Source organism: Pseudomonas sp. G(2018) (assembly GCF_005502415.1).
Classification (GTDB): Bacteria; Pseudomonadota; Gammaproteobacteria; order Pseudomonadales; family Pseudomonadaceae; genus Aquipseudomonas.
This window is the reverse complement of record NZ_SCOO01000001.1, coordinates 148309-169560: the sequence shown is the minus strand read 5'-3', so window position 1 is coordinate 169560 and position 21252 is coordinate 148309. Positions and strand designations below refer to the sequence as shown.

Sequence of the window (21252 nt, the reverse complement as noted above, 5' to 3'; positions counted from 1 at the left end):
CGAAACAGAGGATCGGCTGCATAACAGGGCACGTCATAACAACAAGCCCAAGTTGCGCACACCTTGAGTGCACTTATTTAGACACTCGGAACTTTAATGCCACCACGGGGTATTACTGCGCCTGCCAGGCGCACTTCCGAGTGCACTATGACCGCTGAACACCATTAACTCCGGCCATCTAATGGCTTGATAAACACAGAGGTAATTTGCGATGCGCATCAGCATATTTGGTTTGGGTTACGTGGGCGCTGTATGTGCCGGTTGCCTGTCTGCACGGGGCCATGACGTCGTTGGCGTTGATGTTGCCAAAGACAAGATCGATATGATCAACGCAGGCAAATCGCCAATCGTTGAACCGGGCCTGGGCGAACTTCTGGCGCAAGGTATTCAGACGGGCCGCCTGCGCGGTACCACCAACTTCGCCGAGGCGATTCGCGACACCGATCTGTCGATGATCTGCGTCGGCACGCCGAGCAAAAAAAACGGCGACCTGGAACTGAACTACATCGAAGCCGTGTGCCGCGAGATCGGTTTTGTCCTGCGTGACAAGACCACCCGCCACACCATCGTGGTGCGCAGCACCGTTCTGCCGGGCACTGTCGCAAACGTTGTCATCCCGATTCTCGAAGACTGCTCCGGCAAGAAGGCCGGTGTCGATTTCGGCGTTGCCGTAAACCCTGAGTTCCTGCGCGAAAGCACCGCCATCGCCGACTACGACCAGCCACCCATGACGGTCATCGGCGAATTCGACAAGGCATCGGGCGATGTTCTGCAATCGCTGTACGAAGAGCTCGACGCACCGATCATCCGCAAGGACATCGCCGTCGCCGAGATGATCAAGTACACCTGCAACGTATGGCACGCCACCAAGGTGACCTTCGCCAACGAGATCGGCAACATCGCCAAGGCGGTCGGCGTCGACGGTCGTGAAGTGATGGACGTGGTCTGCCAGGACAAAACCCTGAACCTGTCCCAGTACTACATGCGCCCGGGCTTCGCCTTCGGCGGTTCCTGCCTGCCAAAAGACGTGCGTGCCCTGACCTACCGCGCCGGTTCCCTGGACGTGGAGGCGCCACTGCTCAACTCGCTGATGCGCAGCAACGAGTCCCAGGTACAGAACGCCTTCGACATCGTCTCCAGCCACGAAAAACGCAAAGTCGCCCTGCTGGGCCTGAGCTTCAAGGCCGGTACCGATGACCTGCGCGAAAGCCCGCTGGTTGATCTGGCAGAAATGCTGATCGGCAAGGGTTACGACCTGAAGATCTACGACAGCAACGTCGAATACGCCCGTGTCCACGGCGCGAACAAGGACTACATCGAGTCGAAAATCCCTCACGTCTCGTCCTTGCTCGATTCCGACTTCGACGCGGTGATCAACAACTCCGACGTGATCATCCTCGGCAACCGTGACGAGAAATTCCGCGCCCTGGTCAAGAACGTTCCACACGGCAAGCAGGTGATCGACCTGGTGGGCTTCATGTCCAAGGCCACCAGCGTCGCTGGCCGGGCTGAAGGTATCTGCTGGTAAAGCAGCCGCAAGCTTCAAGCTCCAAGCCACAAGTTCAAAGCTCCTCGCTTGGAGCTTGAAGCTTGGGGCTTGCAACTGACTTTAGGATTCCGCTTATGCACAGGCTAAAGCACGGCCTGCTCCAGGCCGCCGGTTGGCTGTTTTATCTGAGTTTACTGATGGGCATCGCCATGGCGTTGCCTGTGTCCACGTTCGACTCCGAGTCGAAGGACTTCATTTTCCTGATTGGTATCGTCGGTATCTGGCGTTACTCGATGGGTGCCACGCACTTTCTGCGCGGCATGCTGTTTCTGTACGTGGTCTACCCGCATCTGCGGCGCAAAGTGCACAAGCTGGGCAAGGCGGCGGACCCGTCCCACGTATTTCTGATGGTCACCAGTTTCCGTATCGATGCGCTGACCACCGCGCAGGTCTACAGCTCGGTGATTCGCGAAGCCATGGAATGTGGCCTGCCAACCACCGTGGTCTGCTCCATCGTGGAAATGTCCGATGAGCTGCTGGTGAAAAGCCTGTGGAGCCGGATGAACCCACCGGCCCACGTGAAGCTCGACTTCGTGCGCATTCCCGGCACCGGCAAACGCGACGGCCTGGCCTACGGTTTCCGCGCCATCTCCCGTCACCTGCCGGATGACCGAGCCGTGGTGGCGGTGATCGATGGCGATACCGTGCTCGGCGAAGGCGTTGTGCGCAAGACCGTGCCTTGGTTCCAACTGTTCGGCAACGTCGGGGGCCTGACCACCAACGAATTCTGCGAAGTGCGCGGCGGCTACATCATGAGCGAATGGCACAAGCTGCGTTTCGCCCAGCGTCACATCAACATGTGTTCGATGGCCCTGTCCAAGCGCGTGCTGACCATGACCGGGCGGATGTCGGTGTTCCGTGCCACCGTGGTCACCAACCCGGAATTCATCGCCGACGTGGAAAGCGACTCGCTGCAACACTGGCGCCTGGGTCGTTTCAAGTTCCTCACTGGCGACGACAAGTCGAGCTGGTTCAGCCTGATGCGTCTGGGCTATGACACCTTCTACGTGCCCGATGCAGCGATCAACACCGTCGAGCATCCACCGGAAAAGAGCTTCATCAAGGCCAGTCGCAAGCTGATGTTCCGCTGGTACGGCAACAACCTGCGGCAGAACTCCCGTGCCCTGGGCCTGGGGATCAAGCGCCTCGGTGCGTTCACCTCGGTGGTGCTGTTCGATCAACGCGTGTCGATGTGGACCTCCCTGCTGGGCCTGACCGTGGCGTTGATCGCCACCTTCAAGTACGGCACCGCGTTCATCCTGGTGTACCTGCTGTGGATCGGCATTACCCGCCTGATCCTGACCCTGTTGCTGTCCTGCTCCGGCCACCGGATCGGCCCGGCTTACCCGGCGATTCTCTATTACAACCAGATCGTCGGCGCACTGGTGAAGATCTACGTGTTCTTCCGCCTCGACCAACAGTCCTGGACTCGCCAACCCACTTCTCTATCCCGTGATCTCGCCAGCTTTCAACGTTGGTTCAACACCTGGTCGTCTCGGACCATGACCTTCTCCGCCGGCAGCATTTTCGTCGCCGTGCTGTTGATGATGGTCTGACCGAACTCGCCTGAATTAACTAGGAAACCGCCCTTATGAATACCGCCGTCAACGCCAACGTAGTGCATGAATCCGAAGCCCAGCGCCAGCACGCCCGCGTGAAAATCCCGGCCAAGCTGCGTTTCTTCGGCCCCGACCGTACACCGGTCGAAGCGCGAGTGATCGACCTTTCCGCCGGAGGCCTGGCCTTCAATGCCGGGCAGCTGCCACTGAACATCGGCGACAAGTACAAGGCCCGCCTGCAATTCGTCATCGACAACCTCGGCCTGGCCATGGATGTGGAACTGCAAGTGCGTTCCTACGATCGCGAGACCGGCCGTACCGGTTGCCAGTTCCAGAACCTGGAACCACGAGACATTTCGACCCTGCGTCACCTGATCACTTCGCACCTGGCCGGCGACATCGTCAGCATCGGCGAAGTGCTGGCGACCCTGCAGCGCGACAACTTCACCAAGGCGCGCAAGATGAAGGACGGCGGCCATGGCATGACCGCGTTCGGGCGCATGAAAGCCGTGACCTTCAGCCTGGGTATTTTCGTCGTCGGCCTGGCGGCGTTCGGGTTCATTTTCAAATCGGTGTACGGTATGTACTTCGTCAGCCATGCCCAGGCCGGCCTGGTCAGCGTGCCGGGCGTGAACATCACCATGCCCCGCGACGGCACGGTACAAAGCCTGGTGAAAGCCGATGGCGTGGCCGCCAAAGGCGCGCCGCTGGCCACCTTCAGCACCAGCATGCTCGACGTACTCAAGGGCCATCTGGAAGACGATCAACTGGCACCGGCCAAGGTTGAAGAACTGTTTGGCAAGCAAATGACCGGCACCCTGACTTCGCCATGCGATTGCACCGTGGCGCAGCAAATGGTTGCCGACGGCCAATACGCCAGCAAGGGCGATGTGATCTTCCAACTGGTGCCGCGCAACACCGAAGCCAATGTCGAGGCCCGCTTCTCCTACCGCCAGTTCGGCGACGTGCTGCCAGGCACCGCCGTGCGCTTCCAGATCGCCGGTGAAGACAAGACCCGCACCGGCAAGATTGTCAGCAGCACCAGCCTGAAAAGCGCCGACCTGTCGTCCGACATCCGCGTCCTGATCCAGCCTGACGAAGCACTGGACAGCACCCTCGCCGGTCGCCCTGTGGAAGTGAACAGCGACCGTGGCCCGAACCTGAACTGGCTGATCGAAAAAGCCATGGCAGCTGGTCTGTAACCGGAGGACATGCCCGTGACCATCATCAGTCTCCTGAGAACGCCGCGATCCCTGTGGGAGCTGGCTTGCCAGCGATTGGATCAATGCGTTCCCTCTGAAACGCCGCGCCGGTCGAGCGCGACCCCGGCTGATCGCTGGCAAGCCAGCTCCCACAGGGGTCATATGGTGTGTTCAGTGGCATTGGCGGTGAGCCTCGCCGGTTGCGCCGGCCTGCCCGACCAGCGCCTGGCCAACGAAGCCCTCAAGCGTGGTGACACCGCCACCGCCGCTGCGAACTATCAGCAACTGGCGGACCTGGGCTACAGCGAAGCCCAGGTTGGTCTGGCCGACCTTCAGGTCGACAGCCGCGACCCGGCGCAGATGAAACAGGCCGAGGCGACTTACCGCGCGGCGGCCAGTGTTTCGCCTCGTGCCCAGGCGCGTCTCGGTCGTCTGCTGGTGGCCAAACCCGGCGCCACCGAAGCCGAACATCAGGAAGCCGAAGGCCTGCTGAAAAAAGCCTCCGCCGCCGGCGAAGGCAACACCTTGATCCCGTTGGCGATGCTGTACCTGCAATACCCGCACAGCTTCCCCAACGTCGATGCGCAAAAGCAGATCAGCCAGTGGCGCGCCGAAGGCAAGCCGGAAGCGGGTCTGGCACAAGTGCTGCTGTATCGCACCCAGGGCACCTACGACCAGCATCTGGATGACGTGGAAAAAGTCTGCAAGGCCGCGCTCAACACCACCGACATCTGCTACGTCGAACTGGCCACGGTCTATCAGAAAAAGGCCCAGCCGGAACAACAGGCCGAGCTGATCAAGCAGATGCAGGCGGCGCACAGTCGCGGCACCGTCTCCGCTCAGCGCGTCGACAGCGTCGCTCGCGTGCTGGCCGATTCGACCCTGGGACAGACCGACGAAAAAACCGCGCAGTCGCTGCTTGAACCTATCGCCCCGGGTTACCCGGCGTCGTGGGTCACCCTCGCGCAACTGATCTACGACTTCCCCGAACTGGGCGACGTCGACCAGATGATGAAGTACCTGGACAACGGCCGCGCCGCCGACCAGCCCCGTGCCGAACTGCTGCTGGGCAAGCTGTACTACGAAGGGAAAATGGTCCCGGCCGACGCCAAGGTCGCCGAAGAACATTTCCAGAAAGCCGTCGGCCGCGAAGTCGCCGCCGATTATTACCTCGGCCAGATTTATCGCCGTGGCTACCTGGGCAAGGTCTATCCGCAGAAGGCCCTCGACCATCTGCTGACCGCTGCGCGCAACGGCCAGAACAGCGCCGACTTCGCCATCGCCCAACTGTTTTCCCAAGGCAAAGGCACCAAGCCTGACCCGCTCAACGCGTACGTGTTCAGCCAGCTCGCCAAAGCCCAGAACACCCCGCAAGCCACCGAGCTTGCGCAAGCACTCGAAGCCCAACTGCCACCTGCGCAGCTGGCCGAGGCCCAGCGTCTGTTGAAACAGGAACAGGCAACCCGTGGTGCCTTGAGCCAGAACACACCGCAACTGCAGGCCCTGCAAGAAGACGGCGAGGAATCCCTATGAAATTGAATCCATTCATGAAGGCCGGCATCGGCCTGACGTTCGCGCTTATCTGGTCGTGCCCGACACTGGCGGCGATGACTGAAGAAACCAAGAACTACGGCCTGGACGTGAAAATCACCGGCCAGTCCGAAGACGACCGCGACCTGGGCACCCAGAGCGGTGGCGACGTCAATGGCGTCGGTCTCGACCTGCGTCCATGGGTCTATGGCGAGAGCGGCGCGTGGAGTGCCTACGCCATGGGGCAGGCCGTGACGTCCACCGACATCATCGAGACCGACACGCTGCAGGAGTCCGATAACGACGGTACCCAGACCACCGACAACGGTGATCGCAAGACCAAGAAAAACTACCTGGCGATGCGCGAGTTCTGGGTCGGCTACAGCGGCTTCACGCCCTACCCCGGCGAGATCCTGAAGTTCGGTCGCCAGCGCCTGCACAACGACGACGGACAATGGCGCGACACCAACATCGAAGCCCTTAACTGGACCTTCGACACCACCCTGTTGCGCGCCAATGTCGGTATCGCCGAACGCTTCAGCGAGTACCGCACCGACCTCAAAGAACTGGCACCCAAGGACAAGGATCGCCTCCACGCCTACGCCGATGCCGAATACCAATGGACACCGGGTCACTGGGCCGGCATTCGCGGTCATCACACCCACGATGACGGCAAGCTCGACTATCCGGAACCGGGCGTACCTGGCGATTCGCTGGACAAAAAACAGAATGGCGACATCAGTTGGCTGGGCTTGCAGGCCAACAGCGATGCCTACAACTGGCGCAACACCAACACCGTCAATTACTGGGGCAGCATCACCGGCATGAGCGGCGACCGCGAAACGGTCAACCCGCTGAACGCCGATGGCACCGCGCCCGCACAAGCCAAGCGCAGCGGTGATGTCGACGGCTGGGCCACTGACCTGGGTGTGCGCCTGCGCCTCGATCCGCAATGGCAAGTCGGTGCCGCCTACGCCCGTGCCAGCGCCGATTACGAACAGAACGGCCTGGAAAGCAACCGCTCGAACTTCACCGGTACACGCTCGCGGGTACACCGTTTCGGCGAGGCATTCCGCGGCGAAATGAACAACCTGCAAACCGCGACGTTGTTCGGTTCGTGGATGCTCAACGACGAATACGACGCCAGCCTGATCTACCACAAATTCTGGCGCGTCGACGGCAACAAGCCGGTCGGCAGCAACGGCATCGATGCCGTGCAGAACGACACCGATGATGTCACCGGCGCCGTGCTGTCCAGCACCTCACTGCCGCTGGCCGATGGCGAAAAAGACATGGGTCAGGAAATGGACCTGGTGGTCACCAAGTACTTCAAGCAAGGCCTCTTGCCGGCGGGCTTGAGCCAGTCGATCGACGAGCCTTCGGCCCTGGTGCGCTTGCGTGGTGGTGTGTTCAAGCCAGGCGATGCCTACGGCAAGGAAGTCGATTCGTACATGCACCGCGCGTTCATCGACGTGATCTGGCGCTTCTGATGCATATTGCGAAGGGAGTCTCCCAGATGAATCATCAAGCCCGAAAAGGCTCGATCAGCCTGTTGGCCGGCGCGATGCTGCTGGCCAGCGCGGGCGCCTTCGCCAATGTGGAGCCGGCTGCCCCTCAACAGGGTAAGCCGGCAACCATGGCCAAGGAACTGCAACAGGCCAAGACCTACACCGTCAGCAGCGCACCGACCGCGCCACTGGAGATGGCCCAGCCAAAACTGCCGGACGTCTCGGGCTACACCGCCGAGGCCGTCGCCGCAAAGATCGTGCGCAGCAAGGCCGGCAAAATCAGTGTGCGCCGGATGATGCAAGAGAACGCTCTGAAGGACTTCATCGGCGGCGACAACAAGATGGCCGAGTGGGTGGTGCGTCAGCACGGCATCCCGCAGGCGATCTTCATCGACGACGGCTACATGAACCTCAAGGACCTGGCGAAAAAACTGCCCAAGCAGTACTTCAGCGAAACCTCGCCGGGGGTGTTCCTTGCCAAATTGCCGATCGTAGTGGGTGAGAAAGGCATCCTGGAAATCGACAAACAGACCCAAGAGCTGCGCCTGTCCCAGGAGGCCGGTTCGTTCCTGGTCAACGATGGCCAGCTGTTTGTGCGCGACACCAAAATCACCGGCTGGCGCGAGAAGGACAACGGTCCTGCAACCTTCCGTTCGCCGAAGGAATTCCGCCCGTTCCTGCTGGCCTGGGGCGGCACCGAGACCTACATCGCCAACAGCAAGATGGCCAGCTTCGGCTACGCCAACAGTAAGTCCTACGGCGTGAGTATTTCCCAGTACACGCCGAACATGGCCAAGGTACTCAATCGTCCTGAACCGACCGGCTGGATCGTCGGCTCCGAGTTCTCGGACATGTGGTACGGCTTCTACTGCTACGAAACCCGCGACTTCGTAGTCAAGGGCAACACCTACAAGGACAACATCGTCTACGGCATCGACCCACACGACCGTTCCCACGGTCTGATCATTGCCGACAACACGGTGTTTGGTACCAAGAAGAAGCACGGGATCATTATTTCCCGTGAGGTCAACGACAGCTTCATCTTCAACAACCGCAGCTACGACAACAAGTTGTCCGGCATCGTGATCGACCGTAACAGCGTCAACAACATCATTGCCCACAACGAGATCTACCAGAACCACACTGACGGCATCACCCTTTACGAGAGTGCCGACAACCTGCTGTGGGGCAACAAGGTACTCAGCAACCGTCGCCACGGCATCCGCATTCGTAACAGCGTAAACATCCGCCTTTACGAAAACATCGCCATGGCCAACGGCCTGACCGGCGTCTACGGGCACATCAAAGACCTGTCCAACACCGACCGCGACATCAAGCTCGACCCGTTCGACGCCCAGGTGTCGCTGATCGTGGTCGGTGGTGAACTGGCGGCCAACGGCAGCGGCCCGCTGTCCATCGACTCGCCGCTGAGCGTCGAGCTGTATCGCGTGTCCATGCTTGCCCCGACCAAATCCAGCGGCATCAGCTTCTCGGGGATTCTCGGCGAGCGCCAGGATGAAATTCTCGACCTGCTGGTGCGCCAGCAGAAAGCCGTGCTGATCGACCCTGTCGAACGCCAGACCGAAATGCGGGACTGAGGATAATTTTATGCACCCACACTTGATCAAATTACTCAGCCTGTCGGCCTTGACCGCCGGCATTCTCGCCGCCAGCACCGGCGCGCGTGCCGATGAACCCCAGGCGCCAAAATTCTCGGCCGAGCCGTGCTGCAGCCTGTGCCCGGCCGCCCACGACCCGAAGAATTACACCACCCGCTACCAGCAGAACTTCACCACGCTGGTGCAGGCCCAGGGTGACTGGCTGTTCCGTACGCAAGAGGACTTGCGCACCGAGTTCGACACCACCCCCGCCGGCTACAAACGCATGAAGCAACTGCACGATGCGTTCAAGAGCAAAGGCGTGGAGCTGGTGATCGTCTACCAGCCGACCCGTGGCCTGGTAAACCGCAACAAGCTCAACCCGGCCGAGAAAGCCAGCTTCGATTTCGACAAGGCATTGAAGAACTACAAGACCATGCTCGGCCGTTTCGCGCAGATGGGTTATGTAGTGCCGGACCTGTCGCCGCTGACCAACGAACAACTGCCTGAGACCCTGCCCGCCCACGACTTCTACTTCCGTGGCGACCAGCACTGGACCCCGTACGGTGCCCAGCGCACGGCGAAAATCGTCGCCGAGAAAGTCAAGCAGATCCCGGCCTTCGCCGACATTCCCAAGCGCGAATTCGAGACCCATAAGTCGGGTCGCATGGGCAAGACCGGAACATTGCACAACATGGCCGGTCAACTCTGCGGCACCAGCTACGCGATCCAGTACATGGATCAATTCACCACCGAGCCCAAAGGCGAAGCGGGCGATGGCGATCTGTTCGGCGATTCCGGCAATCCGGAAATCACCCTGGTCGGCACCAGCCACAGCGGCAAGAACTACAACTTCGCCGGTTTCCTCGAAGAGGCCATCGGCGCCGACATTCTCAACGTGGCGTTCCCCGGCGGTGGCCTGGAAGGTTCGATGCTGCAATACCTGGGCAGCGACGAATTCCAGAAGAACCCGCCGAAAATTCTCATCTGGGAATTCTCACCGCTCTATCGCCTCGACCAGGAAACCATCTACCGCCAGATGATGGCGCTGCTGGACAACGGTTGCGAAGGCAAGGCTACACAGATGTCCGGCAGCACCACTTTGAAACCGGGCAAAAACGAATTGATGGTCAACAGCAAAAACCTCGACCTGCGCAACAGCAGTCACCAGGTCGACATTCGCTTCGCCGATACCTCGGTGAAAACCCTGCAAGCCACCCTCTGGTACATGAACGGGCGCCACGAGGACATCAAGATCGACAAACCGGAAACCTCCGACACCGACGGGCGTTTCGCCTTCGAGTTGCGCACGGACGAAGACTGGGCCTCGCAGAATCTGCTGGCCGTCGAAATCCAGGGACCTGAAAAAGCAGGTGCCGCGCCGCAGAAAGTCGAAGCGAAAATCTGCAAACGCAACGTATTCCCGGGCGCGGAGCAACGTACCGCTTCAGCCGGGCAATGAGGTCTGCTATGCGAAATCCGAAACTTGCAACACTGACGCTTTTGAGCCTGGCGATGTTCGCCGGCGCGACTCAAGCGGCCGCGCCATTGCGTCCGCCTCAGGGCTACTTCGCGCCGATCGAGAAAGTCAAAACCGGCGACAAGAGCGAAGGCTGTGACGCCATGCCGACGCCGTACACCGGTTCGCTGCAGTTTCGCAGCAAGTACGAAGGCTCGGACAAGGCCCGTTCGACACTGAACGTGCAATCGGAAAAAGCCTTCCGCGACAGCACCGCCGACATCACCAAAATCGAGCGCGGCACCAGCAAGCAGGTGATGCAGTTCATGCGTGACGGTCGTCCGGAACAGCTGGAATGCACATTGAATTGGCTGGTTACGTGGGCTCGGGCGGATGCGTTGATGTCCAAGGACTTCAACCACACCGGCAAGTCCATGCGCAAATGGGCGTTGGGCAGCATGGCTTCGTCGTACATTCGCCTGAAGTTCTCCGACTCCCATCCGCTGGCCAACCATCAGCAGGAGTCGCAGCTGATTGAAGCCTGGTTCAGCAAAATGGCCGATCAGGTGATCAGCGACTGGGACAACCTGCCGCTGGACAAAACCAACAACCATTCGTACTGGGCTGCCTGGTCGGTGATGGCAACGTCCATCGCCACTAACCGCCGCGACCTGTTCGATTGGGCGGTGAAGGAATACAAGGTCGGCGTCAATCAGGTCGACGCCCAGGGCTTCTTGCCCAACGAACTCAAGCGCCAGCAACGCGCCCTCGCCTACCACAACTACGCCCTGCCGCCGCTGGCGATGATCGCCAGTTTCGCCCAGGTCAACGGTGTGGATCTGCGCCAGGAAAACAACAGCGCCCTCAAGCGCCTGGGTGATCGCGTGCTTGCCGGGGTGAAAGACCCGGACGAGTTCGAGAAAAAGAACGGTAAAGAGCAGGACATGACCGACTTGAAGGTCGACTCCAAATTCGCCTGGCTTGAACCGTTCTGCACGCTCTACACCTGCTCGCCGCAGGTGCTGGAGAAGAAACACGAGATGCAACCGTTCAAGACCTTCCGCCTCGGGGGTGACCTGACCAAGGTCTATGACCCGGCGAATGAGAAGGGCGACAAAGGGAGTTAGCAGTTTTCCCTGTGGAATGAAGATCCTGTGGGAGCGGGCAAGCCCGCTCCCACAGGGATCTGTGCAAGATTTGAGATTTGAGTGACATCCCCCGATTTTTCGTGGGGGGTTTGGGGGGGCCGTTGGCCCTTGACTGTTGATTCAAACAAGGAGAGATCGGGATGGTTTTTTCGTCCAACGTGTTCCTGTTTTTGTTCTTGCCGATCTTTCTCGGCTTGTACTACCTGAGCGGGCAACGCTATCGCAATTTGCTGCTGCTGATCGCCAGCTACATGTTCTACGCCTGGTGGCGTGTGGACTTCCTGGCGTTGTTCGCCGCCGTCACGCTGTGGAACTACTGGATCGGCCTGAAAGTGGGCGCCGCCGGGGTCAGGACCAAACCGGCACAGCGCTGGTTGCTGCTCGGCGTGGTCGTCGACCTGTGCATCCTCGGCTACTTCAAGTACGCCAACTTCGGCGTCGACAGCATCAACGCCATGATGACCTCGGTGGGCCTGGAGCCGTTCATCCTGACCCACGTGCTGTTGCCGATCGGGATCTCGTTCTACATCTTCGAGTCCATCAGCTACATCATCGACGTCTACCGTGGTGACACCCCGGCGACCCGCAACCTGATCGACTTCGCGGCGTTCGTGGCGATCTTCCCGCACCTGATCGCCGGCCCCGTGTTGCGTTTTCGTGACCTCGCCGATCAGTTCAACAACCGTACCCACACCCTCGACAAATTCTCCGAGGGCTGCACGCGGTTCATGCAGGGTTTCATCAAGAAGGTGTTCATCGCCGACACCCTGGCGGTGGTGGCCGACCATTGCTTCGCCCTGCAAAACCCGACCACGGGCGATGCCTGGCTTGGTGCACTGGCGTACACCGCGCAGCTGTACTTTGACTTCTCCGGCTACAGCGACATGGCCATCGGCCTGGGCTTGATGATGGGTTTCCGCTTCATGGAAAACTTCAAGCAGCCGTACATCAGCCAGTCGATCACCGAGTTCTGGCGGCGCTGGCACATCAGCCTGTCGACCTGGCTGCGCGACTATCTGTACATCACCCTGGGCGGCAACCGCAAAGGCACGCTGACGACCTATCGCAACCTGTTCCTGACCATGCTGCTCGGTGGTCTGTGGCATGGGGCGAACATCACCTACATCGTCTGGGGTGCGTGGCACGGCATGTGGCTGGCCATTGAAAAAGCCATCGGTCTGAACACTTCTCCGCGCAGCTTCAACCCGATCCGCTGGGCGCTGACCTTCCTGTTGGTGGTCATGGGCTGGGTGATTTTCCGTGCGGAAAACCTGCACGTGGCCGGTCGCATGTACGGCGCGATGTTCAGCTTCGGAGACTGGTCGCTGTCGGAACTCAACCAGGCCAGCCTCACCGGCCTGCAAGTGGCGACGCTGATCGTGGCGTACGTGACCCTGGCGTTCTTTGGCTTGCGCGACTTCTACAGCAATCAACAGCCAGCGAAGACCAAGCCTGCGGTGAATGTCGATGCGGATGGCCCGTCCGCCGCGACAGCCGGAACCATCAAGGCCGTGCCTGGGGATAACCCGTCCAGCATTCACCAGCCTGGTTACACCGTCGGCGTCGAAGCCCAGGTGCAACCGGCCTACTGGACGGATGACTGGTCGCGCTACGTGATGCGCGCCCTGGTCCTGCTGCTGTTCATCGCCTCGATTCTCAAACTCTCGGCGCAAAGCTTCTCGCCGTTCCTTTACTTCCAGTTCTGAGGGATCTGACCATGACCCGCTCATTACGCATCTTCTACATCGCCCTGTTCCTGGTGACCCTGCTGGCCCTGGGCCTGTGGTCGGTTCGCAGCTTCCTGGGCTTCAGTACCAACGCCGATGCAACGGTACTCAACGGTCGCTGGACCAAAGCCGTGGAGACGCACTACGACGACGAGTTCCCGATCAAGCGCCTGGGCACCAACCTCTGGGCGGCGCTGGATTTCAAACTGTTCAACGAAGGTCGTCCGGGTGTGGTACTCGGTCGCGACCAATGGTTGTACAGCGATGAAGAGTTCCACCCGATCGTCAACGAAGAGTTGAACCTGCAAGGCAACTACGCGCTGGTTGAAGGCGTGCGCCAGACCTTGAAAGCGCAAGGCGTGCAACTGGTGATGGCGGTGGTGCCGGCCAAGGTACGCCTGTACCCGGAACACCTCGGCGAGGTGAAACCGGCTAGCATCCACGCCAACCTCTACAAGGATTTCCACCAGCGCCTGGCCGCCGACCGGATTCCTGCTCCTGATTTGCTGGGACCATTGCAAGCAGCCAAACGCGACGGCAAGCAAGTGTTCCTGCGTACCGACACCCACTGGACCCCGGAAGGTGCCGAGATCGCCGCCAACCGACTGGCCAAGACCATTGCCGACAAGTTCCCCTTGAGCGGCGATCCGCAAGACTTCGTCACCGAGCCTGCGGAAAAAATCACCCACAAGGGCGATCTGCGTCTGTTCCTGCCGCTGGACCCGCTGTTCGAAAACCTGATGCCGGCGCAAGAACCTTTGCAGAAACGCAACACTGTAGCCGCTGGTGACCAACCGGCCGGTGACGACGCGCTGTTCGCCAACACCGAAGTGCCGGTTGCGCTGATCGGCACCAGCTACAGCGCCAACCCCAACTGGAATTTTGTGGGCGCGCTGAAACAAGCCCTGCGCAGCGACGTGGTCAGTTACGCCGAAGACGGTCACGGCCCGGTTCTGCCGATGCTCAGCTACCTCAAAAGCGACGCTTTCAAGAACAGCCCGCCACAGGTGCTGATCTGGGAGTTTCCTGAACGATATCTGCCTGTGAACAACGAAATCGGCGACGCCGACCCGCAGTGGGTCGCAGAGCTTAAACAAGCCGGCGCCCGCCAACAAAACGTAGCCGCAAACACTAAATCCGAGACGCCCGACCGGGCGCAAAACTGAAAGAGAGAGGTACTACCATGACTTTCACTACTACTCCTCGTCGTCTCGCCAAGACCTTTGCACTGGTTGCTGGTATGAGTGTGCTCTCGATGCAGGCCTTTGCCGCCGGCGACTCCGCACTGTACGGCCCGATCGCGCCGAAAGGCTCGACCTTCGTGCGTGTCTACAACGCCGCCAACGCTGAAGTCAGCGCCACCGTCGGCAGCACCAACCTGAGCGACGTCGCGCCACTGTCCAGCACTGACTTCAGCTTCATGCCGGGCGGCGACTACAGCGCCAAGGTCGGCAGCCAGACCCTGCCGGTGAAACTGGCCGGCGATCACTATTACACCCTGGTCAACAACGCCGGCGGCGCGCCGCAACTGATCGAAGAGCCGCCGTTCAAGAACAAACAGAAATCCCTGGTGCGCGTGCAGAACCTCAGTGACAAGGCACTGACCCTGAAAACCGCCGATGGCAAGACCGACGTAGTGCCTAACGTTGCCGCCAAGGGCCGTGGCGAGCGTGAAATCAACCCGGTGAAAGTCAGCCTGGCGCTATACGATGGCGACAAGAAAGTCGGCGACGTGAAGCCGGTCGCCCTGGAGCGCGGTGAAGCGGCGGTGCTGTACGTCACCGGCAACGGCAGCAGCCTGTCGCCGGTCTGGGTGAAACGCCCGGTGTCGACGCGCTAAAGAATTTTCCGAACTGCCCCGGCTCTCTGTGGGAGCCGGCCTGCCGGCGATGCAGGCAACTCGGTTTTGCTGATGTACCGAGGTGATGCCATCGCCAGCAGGCTAGCTCCCACAAAAGCCTAACCAAACGATTTTCAAGGAGTAACAACATGATTCCGGTGATCTTGTCAGGTGGTAGCGGCTCACGTCTTTGGCCGCTTTCCCGTAAGCAGTTCCCTAAACAGTTTCTGGCCCTGACCGGCGAACACACGCTGTTCCAGCAAACCCTGGAGCGCCTGGTCTTCGAAGGCATGGACACCCCGATCGTGGTCTGCAACAAGGACCACCGCTTCATCGTCAACGAACAGCTGGCCGCCCGCAAACTGGAAACCCAGCGTGTCCTGATGGAACCGTTCGGCCGCAACACCGCGCCGGCCGTGGCCTTGACCGCGATGATGCTGGTCAATGAAGGTCGCGACGAGTTGATGCTGGTGCTGCCGGCCGACCACGTGCTGGAAGATCAGAAAGCCCTGCAACGCGCCCTGGCCCTGGCCACCGTTGCCGCTGAAAACGGCGAAATGGTGCTGTTTGGCGTACCGGCCACCAAACCGGAAACCGGCTACGGCTACATCAAGTCGATCAACGATTCGCTGCTGCCCGAAGGCGTCAGCCGCGTTTCGCATTTCGTGGAAAAACCCGACGTGAAACGTGCCACCGAGTTCGTCCAGTCCGGTGGCTACTTCTGGAACAGCGGCATGTTCCTGTTCCGCGCCAGCCGCTTCCTCGAAGAACTGAAAAAGCACGATCCGGACATCTACGACACCTGTCTGCTGACCCTGGAACGCAGCCAGCAAGATGCCGACAGCGTCAGCATCGACGAAGCCACCTTCGCCTGCTGCCCGGACAACTCCATCGACTATTCGGTGATGGAAAAAACCCAGCGCGCCTGCGTGGTGCCGCTGACCGCGGGCTGGAGCGATGTCGGCTGCTGGTCGTCGCTTTGGGAAGTGAACAAAAAAGACGCCAACGGCAACGTTACCAAAGGCGATGTGGTGGTCCAGGACAGCCGCAACTGCATGATCCATGGCAACGGCAAACTGGTATCGGTGATCGGCCTGGAAAACATCGTCGTCGTCGAAACCAAGGACGCCATGATGATTGCGCACAAGGACAAGGTCCAAGGCGTGAAGCAGATGGTCAACACCCTCAACGAACAGGGCCGCAGCGAAACCCAGAACCACTGCGAAGTCTATCGTCCGTGGGGCTCGTACGATTCGGTGGACATGGGCGGGCGCTTCCAGGTCAAGCACATCTCGGTCAAACCGGGCGCGTGCCTGTCGCTGCAAATGCACCACCATCGTGCCGAACACTGGATCGTCGTCAGCGGCACCGCCGAGGTGACCTGCGATGAAAATGTATTCCTGCTGACTGAAAACCAGTCGACCTACATCCCGATCGCCTCGGTTCACCGCCTGCGCAATCCTGGCAAGATTCCACTCGAGATCATCGAAGTGCAATCGGGCAGCTATCTGGGCGAGGACGATATCGAGCGGTTTGAAGATATCTACGGGCGTACTACGCCAATCGAGCGTGGGGTTTCGGTGAAGACCATCGCGCAGTAAGCCTCAAGCAAAACAAAAGCCCCCGTCCAGCCCGCTGCGTCCCCTATCCGCAGTGGGGTGGACAGGGGCTTTTTTGTCGGAATTTTGTGTTGCCTCATCCGGCCTCATCGCGGGCAAGTCGAATCGTCGCACCGCCGCTCCCACAGGGTTTTGTGGTTGGTCACAGATCTTGTGTTCAACTTCAATACTGTGGGAGCGGGCTTGCCCGCGATGAGGCCTTTACAGTCACCACAAAAATCTCCCCCATCGCCAATCCCTACCACGCTTAGGTACGATGGTCCTTCCATTCCCGAGGTTTGCGCGTCATGTTCATCGGCGTCCTGCTGGTCATCACCTGGCTGATCCTGTTGCTGCGCTATCCGGCCAAGGCCCTGCCCGTGTCCATGGCCGCCGCCGTGGGGCTGGGCATCGTCGCCACCTGGGTCATCTGGATGGATCACCGCGAACTCAAGCAACTCCAACGCCTGGAGCTGCGCATCAGCTACGCGCCGCAACACTGCCCCGCCGACCGCCCGCTGCAATTGACCATGAACAACGGCAACGACGTACCACTGACCGAATTGCGTTGGCGGGTAGCCGCTTATGCGCCCGGCGACACGGTCAACCTCGCCGACAATCAATACTCCGCCCCCCGCTACCGTGGCCCGGGCGAATTGCTGGCAGGTGGCAGCTGGGAAGACTGTTTGCCGCTGCCGCCGCTACGCCCAGGCTACCGCCCGGAAACCCTGGAGTTTCGTGCCGAGCGTTTACAGGGTAGTTTTTCTGACTGAACTTTCCCCAACCAGCTTCCCCCACTGATTGCACAAGGACCGCGCCATGCCCGTTGCGTTGATTACCGGATGTTCCAGCGGCATCGGCCGCGCCCTCGCCGATGCGTTCAAAAGCGCCGGATTCGAAGTCTGGGCCACTGCACGCAAGGCTGAAGACGTGGCGGTGCTGAGTACTGCCGGCTTCACCGCCGTGCAACTCGATGTCAACGACGGCCAGGCACTTGAACAGTTGAGTGAACGGATCAGCCAGCAGCTTGGCGGCCTCGATGTGCTGATCAATAACGCCGGTTACGGCGCCATGGGGCCGTTGCTCGATGGCGGTGTGCAGGCGATGCAGCGCCAGTTCGAAACCAATGTCTTTTCCATCGTTGGGGTGACCCGCGCGTTGTTTCCGGTGCTGCGCCGGGTCAAAGGAATCGTGGTGAACATCGGCAGCGTGTCGGGGGTACTGGTCACTCCGTTCGCAGGCGCCTACTGCGCGTCCAAGGCTGCCGTGCACGCCTTGAGCGATGCCTTGCGCATGGAACTGGCACCGTTTGGCGTGCGTGTCATGGAAGTTCAGCCCGGCGCCATTGCGTCCAGTTTCGCCAGGAACGCCGGCCATGAAGCCGAGCAATTGATCAGCGAGCAATCGCCGTGGTTTCCACTGCGTGAAGGCATTCGCGCACGGGCCAAGGCGTCCCAGGACAACCCGACCCCGGCCAGTGAATTCGCCGCCGCTCTGCTCAAGGCCGTGCAGCAGAGCAAGCCGCCACGGCTGGTGCGGTTGGGTAATGGCAGTCGGGCGTTGCCGTTGATGGCGGGGTTGTTGCCCAAAGGCTTGCTGGAATCGGCGTTGATGAAGCGGTTCGGGTTGCGAGGGCAACTTTGAGACCGAGTCGACACCACAGAATTTGAGGACCCAACATGACCGACTTCACCGACTTCACCGACTACTTCGACGAAGTAATCCAGGCCCACGTAGCCATCGAAAAATGGCTGGCCGAGGAGCAGGATGCGTCCGAACTCGAGCGCCTGCTGACCCGTTTTTCGCCGCAGTTCTCCATGGTCTCGCCCTTGGGCCGAGTGCTGGACTTCGACGCGCTTGAACAGCTATTCATGCTGGCCGGCGGCAAGAAGCTCGGGTTTCGCATCCAGCTCAGCGAGTTGCGCGGCCTTGCATTGCACAACGGTGGCGCGACCGTCAGTTATCGGGAGCAACAGACCGACGCCACGGGGTTGCATTCGGACCGCCGCTCGACCGTGGTGTTCGAGAAGCAAGTGGATGGCAAGGTGCTTTGGCGGCATTTGCAGGAGACTTTCTGCAGTTGAATGTCCCCGCCCCCAACACCGCCAACCTTTAAAATTTCCCTTGCCCTGTGAGATTAACTTTGTATGCCGCACCCTTACAGGGCAATAGAAACATATTCAAATATTCAATGACCTCCCCCCTCTCGCCAAGCAATTACCTGCCCTATAACTTGCCTGCTAGCCCATAAAGAAATGGGCTGGGACTTTCTGACAACCAAATTATAGAAAGGCAACAATATGGACGTTATCACTCACAACCAATTATCTTTTTCAGTGCCTGGTGATCGTGATCCGGCGTTTGGCGAAAACGGTGTCATCAACTTGTATAAACTTGAGCACGAACTTGACCACGATCGGCATGTAAAAGGCATTCAAGTACTCGCAGACGACAAAATGCTGGTCGGTGCATGGCTCGCCCGTGACTTGAAAGGGCTTTATGGCCTGGCACGATTCAACCCTGATGGCAGCCTGGACACCTCCTTCGCAGACAACGGTCTGGTACATGGCAACTTCCCCAATGGCTACGACTCAGCCGGCGGAAAGCTGGTCATACAGGCCGACGGATATATCCTGATGCTGGGCTGGTCGCGGAAAACAGACGTCTTCAGCCCCAAGCGCCTGGTGATCACCCGCTTCGACCCGGAGGGCGCGATTGACCAAACCTTTGGCGGGCAGGGATGCGTAATTATCGACAACAGTTCCCTGGGAGATCTGGTCAGCGACTCCAGTAACCTGCAACTACTCGAGGGCGGTAAAATTCTCGTCAGCGCTACTTACCTCAATGGAGATACTTCAACCGGCGAGGTAGTACTCGTGGACAGCAAGGGCAATCTGGATAAAAGCTTCAACGAAAGTGGCAGATTGCAAATTAAACACCCATCTTTTTCCGAGACTTCAGTCAATGCTCTGTTAGTGCAGCAGGACGCTATTCTGGTCGCTGGAAGTGCACGCTCAGCAACTTTCGAAACACTTGGCTATATCGCATGTTATTCACACACAGGAGAACTTGATAGCAACTACGGCAGCCTGGAGACGCCAGGTTTCTCGACGCTGACCATATCCAATGGCACGGTGATCGTTCATGACCTGATCGACACTGGCGAAGGCAAGGTCGTCGGTGTCGGCCAAGCCAGCACCGCACAAAGAAACTGGGGACTGCTGGTGGGTCTGGAATCCACTGGAAATCCACACCCGGCATTCAATAGCGGCCGACCGGTGCTGACGCTATTTGATCCTGAACATGGCAACGAATGGGTGTGCGGCCAACGACAGGTTGACGGAAAAATTCTCGCTGCCGGAGGCTCCAGGCGCCTCTACGCCGCACGCTATCAGGCCGACGGTTTGATCGACCGCAGTTTCGGCCAATACGGCGCCATCGTGGAAGACACCGAACTGGTCACGACTCCGACCCAGCTTCAGATACAAGCCAACGGGCGGATCCTGCTGGCAGGCAACACGCTGGGAGTGGGCGGTGCGGTCGGCCATGTTTATGGCTATCGGGGTTGATCGGTCCTGCCAACAAACACACCTCTATTCTTCAGGATAGGGGTGTTTGTAGACGTGGACAGTGAAGGGGGCGATCCCTACTCACCAGCCACAGCCTTCACCACCACCGTACACGTAATCCCCGCGGCAAGGAGTACGCCCTCCGGCACTTCATCAATGTGAATCCGCACCGGCACCCGCTGCGCCAGACGCACCCAATTGAAGGTCGGGTTCACGTCGGCAATCAACTCGCGACTTTCCGGATTGTCACGGTCGTAGATCCCGCGTGAAATGCTTTCCACATGCCCCTTGAGCACTTCGCCGCTCATCAGTTGCATGTCGGCCTTGTCGCCGACGCGCACGTGGGGCAGTTTGGTTTCTTCGAAGAAGCCGTAGACCCAGAACGAGTTCATGTCGACCACGGCCATTTTCGCTTCGCCGATGCGTGCATAGTCGCCGCGATGGACGTTGAGGTTGGTCACGTAACCGTCCACCGCCGCACGGACTTCAGTGCGTTTGAAGTTGAGCTCGGCGGCTTCGAGTTGCGCCTGGGCCTGTTGGTAATCGGCCAGGGCCGAGTCGGCGATGTTGCTGGCGTCGTCGCGGTTTTCTTTGGAGATCACCAGATTGTCCAGATCCGCGCGGCGATGGGCGTTGACCTTGCGCATCTCCCACGTGGCCTTGCGCGAGGCCACCAGTGACTGTGCCTGTTTGACCGCGAGGCGGTAGTGCTCGGGGTCGATCTGCATCAACAGGTCGCCCTTCTTCACCAACTGGTTGTCACGCACCGGCACGTTTACCACTTCGCCGGTGACGTCGGCGGCGACGTTGATGATATCGGCGCGTACCCGGCCGTCGCGGGTCCATGGCGTCTGCATGTAATGCACCCAGAGGGTGCGGCCGATCCATATCGCCAGGACCAATACCAGCAGGGTGGCGAGCAGGCTGAAAAGCTTTTTCATCAGGGCATTCTCAGTGATAGAGAG

17 protein-coding genes are annotated in these 21252 nt (G+C 59.8%); 16 read left to right on the top strand and 1 reads right to left on the bottom strand.

The features are described from left to right. Positions 1 to 211: 211 nt before the first annotated feature. The 16 genes from FFS64_RS00780 (at position 212) to FFS64_RS00705 (ending at position 20287) form a co-directional block, all read left to right on the top strand. Positions 212 to 1528, top strand: a complete 1317-nt coding sequence (locus FFS64_RS00780; RefSeq protein ID WP_137803824.1) for a nucleotide sugar dehydrogenase — start codon at positions 212 to 214, stop codon at positions 1526 to 1528. 95 nt (positions 1529 to 1623) lie between these two features. Next, positions 1624 to 3105 (top strand): mannuronan synthase, encoded by a 1482-nt coding sequence (gene alg8 / locus FFS64_RS00775; protein ID WP_137803823.1) that lies wholly within the window; start codon positions 1624 to 1626, stop codon positions 3103 to 3105. 35 nt (positions 3106 to 3140) lie between these two features. Next, positions 3141 to 4310 (top strand): alginate biosynthesis protein Alg44, encoded by a 1170-nt coding sequence (locus FFS64_RS00770; RefSeq protein ID WP_137803822.1) that lies wholly within the window; start codon positions 3141 to 3143, stop codon positions 4308 to 4310. 9 nt (positions 4311 to 4319) lie between these two features. Beyond that, positions 4320 to 5843, top strand: a complete 1524-nt coding sequence (gene algK / locus FFS64_RS00765; RefSeq protein ID WP_372242154.1) for an alginate biosynthesis TPR repeat lipoprotein AlgK — start codon at positions 4320 to 4322, stop codon at positions 5841 to 5843. Beyond that, positions 5840 to 7330 carry an alginate export family protein gene (locus FFS64_RS00760; protein ID WP_137803820.1) on the top strand — a complete coding sequence of 497 codons (1491 nt, stop codon included), beginning with the start codon at positions 5840 to 5842 and terminating at the stop codon, positions 7328 to 7330. Before algK ends, FFS64_RS00760 begins: the two co-directional genes overlap by 4 nt. A 26-nt stretch (positions 7331 to 7356) precedes the next feature. After that, positions 7357 to 8946, top strand: coding sequence for a mannuronan 5-epimerase AlgG (algG, locus tag FFS64_RS00755; RefSeq protein WP_137803819.1), 1590 nt, complete (start codon positions 7357 to 7359; stop codon positions 8944 to 8946). A gap of 10 nt (positions 8947 to 8956) precedes the next feature. Continuing rightward, positions 8957 to 10408, top strand: a complete 1452-nt coding sequence (locus FFS64_RS00750) for an alginate O-acetyltransferase (RefSeq protein ID WP_137803818.1) — start codon at positions 8957 to 8959, stop codon at positions 10406 to 10408. Positions 10409 to 10416: 8 nt separating this feature from the next. Further along, complete coding sequence (locus FFS64_RS00745) at positions 10417 to 11532, top strand: mannuronate-specific alginate lyase (protein ID WP_137803817.1); 1116 nt, start codon at positions 10417 to 10419, stop codon at positions 11530 to 11532. A 161-nt stretch (positions 11533 to 11693) separates the two neighbouring features. Then, on the top strand, positions 11694 to 13259 hold the full coding sequence (locus FFS64_RS00740; RefSeq protein WP_137803816.1) for an MBOAT family protein: 1566 nt from the start codon (positions 11694 to 11696) through the stop codon (positions 13257 to 13259). Positions 13260 to 13270: 11 nt separating this feature from the next. Then, complete coding sequence (locus FFS64_RS00735; protein ID WP_137803815.1) at positions 13271 to 14446, top strand: alginate O-acetyltransferase; 1176 nt, start codon at positions 13271 to 13273, stop codon at positions 14444 to 14446. A gap of 17 nt (positions 14447 to 14463) precedes the next feature. Further along, entirely contained in the window at positions 14464 to 15120 is a 657-nt protein-coding gene (locus FFS64_RS00730) for an alginate O-acetyltransferase AlgF (RefSeq protein WP_137803814.1), read from the top strand. Positions 15121 to 15269: 149 nt separating this feature from the next. Beyond that, positions 15270 to 16721: a mannose-1-phosphate guanylyltransferase/mannose-6-phosphate isomerase gene (locus FFS64_RS00725; protein WP_137803813.1), complete on the top strand. Its 1452-nt coding sequence runs from the start codon at positions 15270 to 15272 to the stop codon at positions 16719 to 16721. A 305-nt stretch (positions 16722 to 17026) separates the two neighbouring features. Continuing rightward, a complete protein-coding gene (locus FFS64_RS00720; protein ID WP_137803812.1) occupies positions 17027 to 17491 on the top strand; it encodes a multidrug transporter in 465 nt (154 codons plus the stop codon). 46 nt (positions 17492 to 17537) lie between these two features. Continuing rightward, positions 17538 to 18362: an SDR family oxidoreductase gene (locus tag FFS64_RS00715; RefSeq protein ID WP_137803811.1), complete on the top strand. Its 825-nt coding sequence runs from the start codon at positions 17538 to 17540 to the stop codon at positions 18360 to 18362. Positions 18363 to 18397: 35 nt separating this feature from the next. Beyond that, entirely contained in the window at positions 18398 to 18802 is a 405-nt protein-coding gene (locus tag FFS64_RS00710) for a DUF4440 domain-containing protein (RefSeq protein WP_137803810.1), read from the top strand. A gap of 216 nt (positions 18803 to 19018) precedes the next feature. After that, a complete protein-coding gene (locus FFS64_RS00705) occupies positions 19019 to 20287 on the top strand; it encodes a hypothetical protein (RefSeq protein WP_137803809.1) in 1269 nt (422 codons plus the stop codon). Positions 20288 to 20364: 77 nt separating this feature from the next. On the opposite strand, the gene FFS64_RS00700 is transcribed toward FFS64_RS00705, so the two are convergent. Continuing rightward, positions 20365 to 21228 carry an HlyD family secretion protein gene (locus FFS64_RS00700; RefSeq protein WP_137803808.1) on the bottom strand — a complete coding sequence of 288 codons (864 nt, stop codon included), beginning with the start codon at positions 21226 to 21228 and terminating at the stop codon, positions 20365 to 20367. Positions 21229 to 21252 lie beyond the last annotated feature (24 nt).

Coding starts and splice junctions, on each gene's coding strand:
- FFS64_RS00780 (WP_137803824.1), top strand. CDS start 212: ATGCGCATCAGCATATTTGGTTTGGGTTACGTGGGCGCTGTATGTGCC.
- alg8 (WP_137803823.1), top strand. CDS start 1,624: ATGCACAGGCTAAAGCACGGCCTGCTCCAGGCCGCCGGTTGGCTGTTT.
- FFS64_RS00770 (WP_137803822.1), top strand. CDS start 3,141: ATGAATACCGCCGTCAACGCCAACGTAGTGCATGAATCCGAAGCCCAG.
- algK (WP_372242154.1), top strand. CDS start 4,320: ATGCCCGTGACCATCATCAGTCTCCTGAGAACGCCGCGATCCCTGTGG.
- FFS64_RS00760 (WP_137803820.1), top strand. CDS start 5,840: ATGAAATTGAATCCATTCATGAAGGCCGGCATCGGCCTGACGTTCGCG.
- algG (WP_137803819.1), top strand. CDS start 7,357: ATGAATCATCAAGCCCGAAAAGGCTCGATCAGCCTGTTGGCCGGCGCG.
- FFS64_RS00750 (WP_137803818.1), top strand. CDS start 8,957: ATGCACCCACACTTGATCAAATTACTCAGCCTGTCGGCCTTGACCGCC.
- FFS64_RS00745 (WP_137803817.1), top strand. CDS start 10,417: ATGCGAAATCCGAAACTTGCAACACTGACGCTTTTGAGCCTGGCGATG.
- FFS64_RS00740 (WP_137803816.1), top strand. CDS start 11,694: ATGGTTTTTTCGTCCAACGTGTTCCTGTTTTTGTTCTTGCCGATCTTT.
- FFS64_RS00735 (WP_137803815.1), top strand. CDS start 13,271: ATGACCCGCTCATTACGCATCTTCTACATCGCCCTGTTCCTGGTGACC.
- FFS64_RS00730 (WP_137803814.1), top strand. CDS start 14,464: ATGACTTTCACTACTACTCCTCGTCGTCTCGCCAAGACCTTTGCACTG.
- FFS64_RS00725 (WP_137803813.1), top strand. CDS start 15,270: ATGATTCCGGTGATCTTGTCAGGTGGTAGCGGCTCACGTCTTTGGCCG.
- FFS64_RS00720 (WP_137803812.1), top strand. CDS start 17,027: ATGTTCATCGGCGTCCTGCTGGTCATCACCTGGCTGATCCTGTTGCTG.
- FFS64_RS00715 (WP_137803811.1), top strand. CDS start 17,538: ATGCCCGTTGCGTTGATTACCGGATGTTCCAGCGGCATCGGCCGCGCC.
- FFS64_RS00710 (WP_137803810.1), top strand. CDS start 18,398: ATGACCGACTTCACCGACTTCACCGACTACTTCGACGAAGTAATCCAG.
- FFS64_RS00705 (WP_137803809.1), top strand. CDS start 19,019: ATGGACGTTATCACTCACAACCAATTATCTTTTTCAGTGCCTGGTGAT.
- FFS64_RS00700 (WP_137803808.1), bottom strand. CDS start 21,228: ATGAAAAAGCTTTTCAGCCTGCTCGCCACCCTGCTGGTATTGGTCCTG.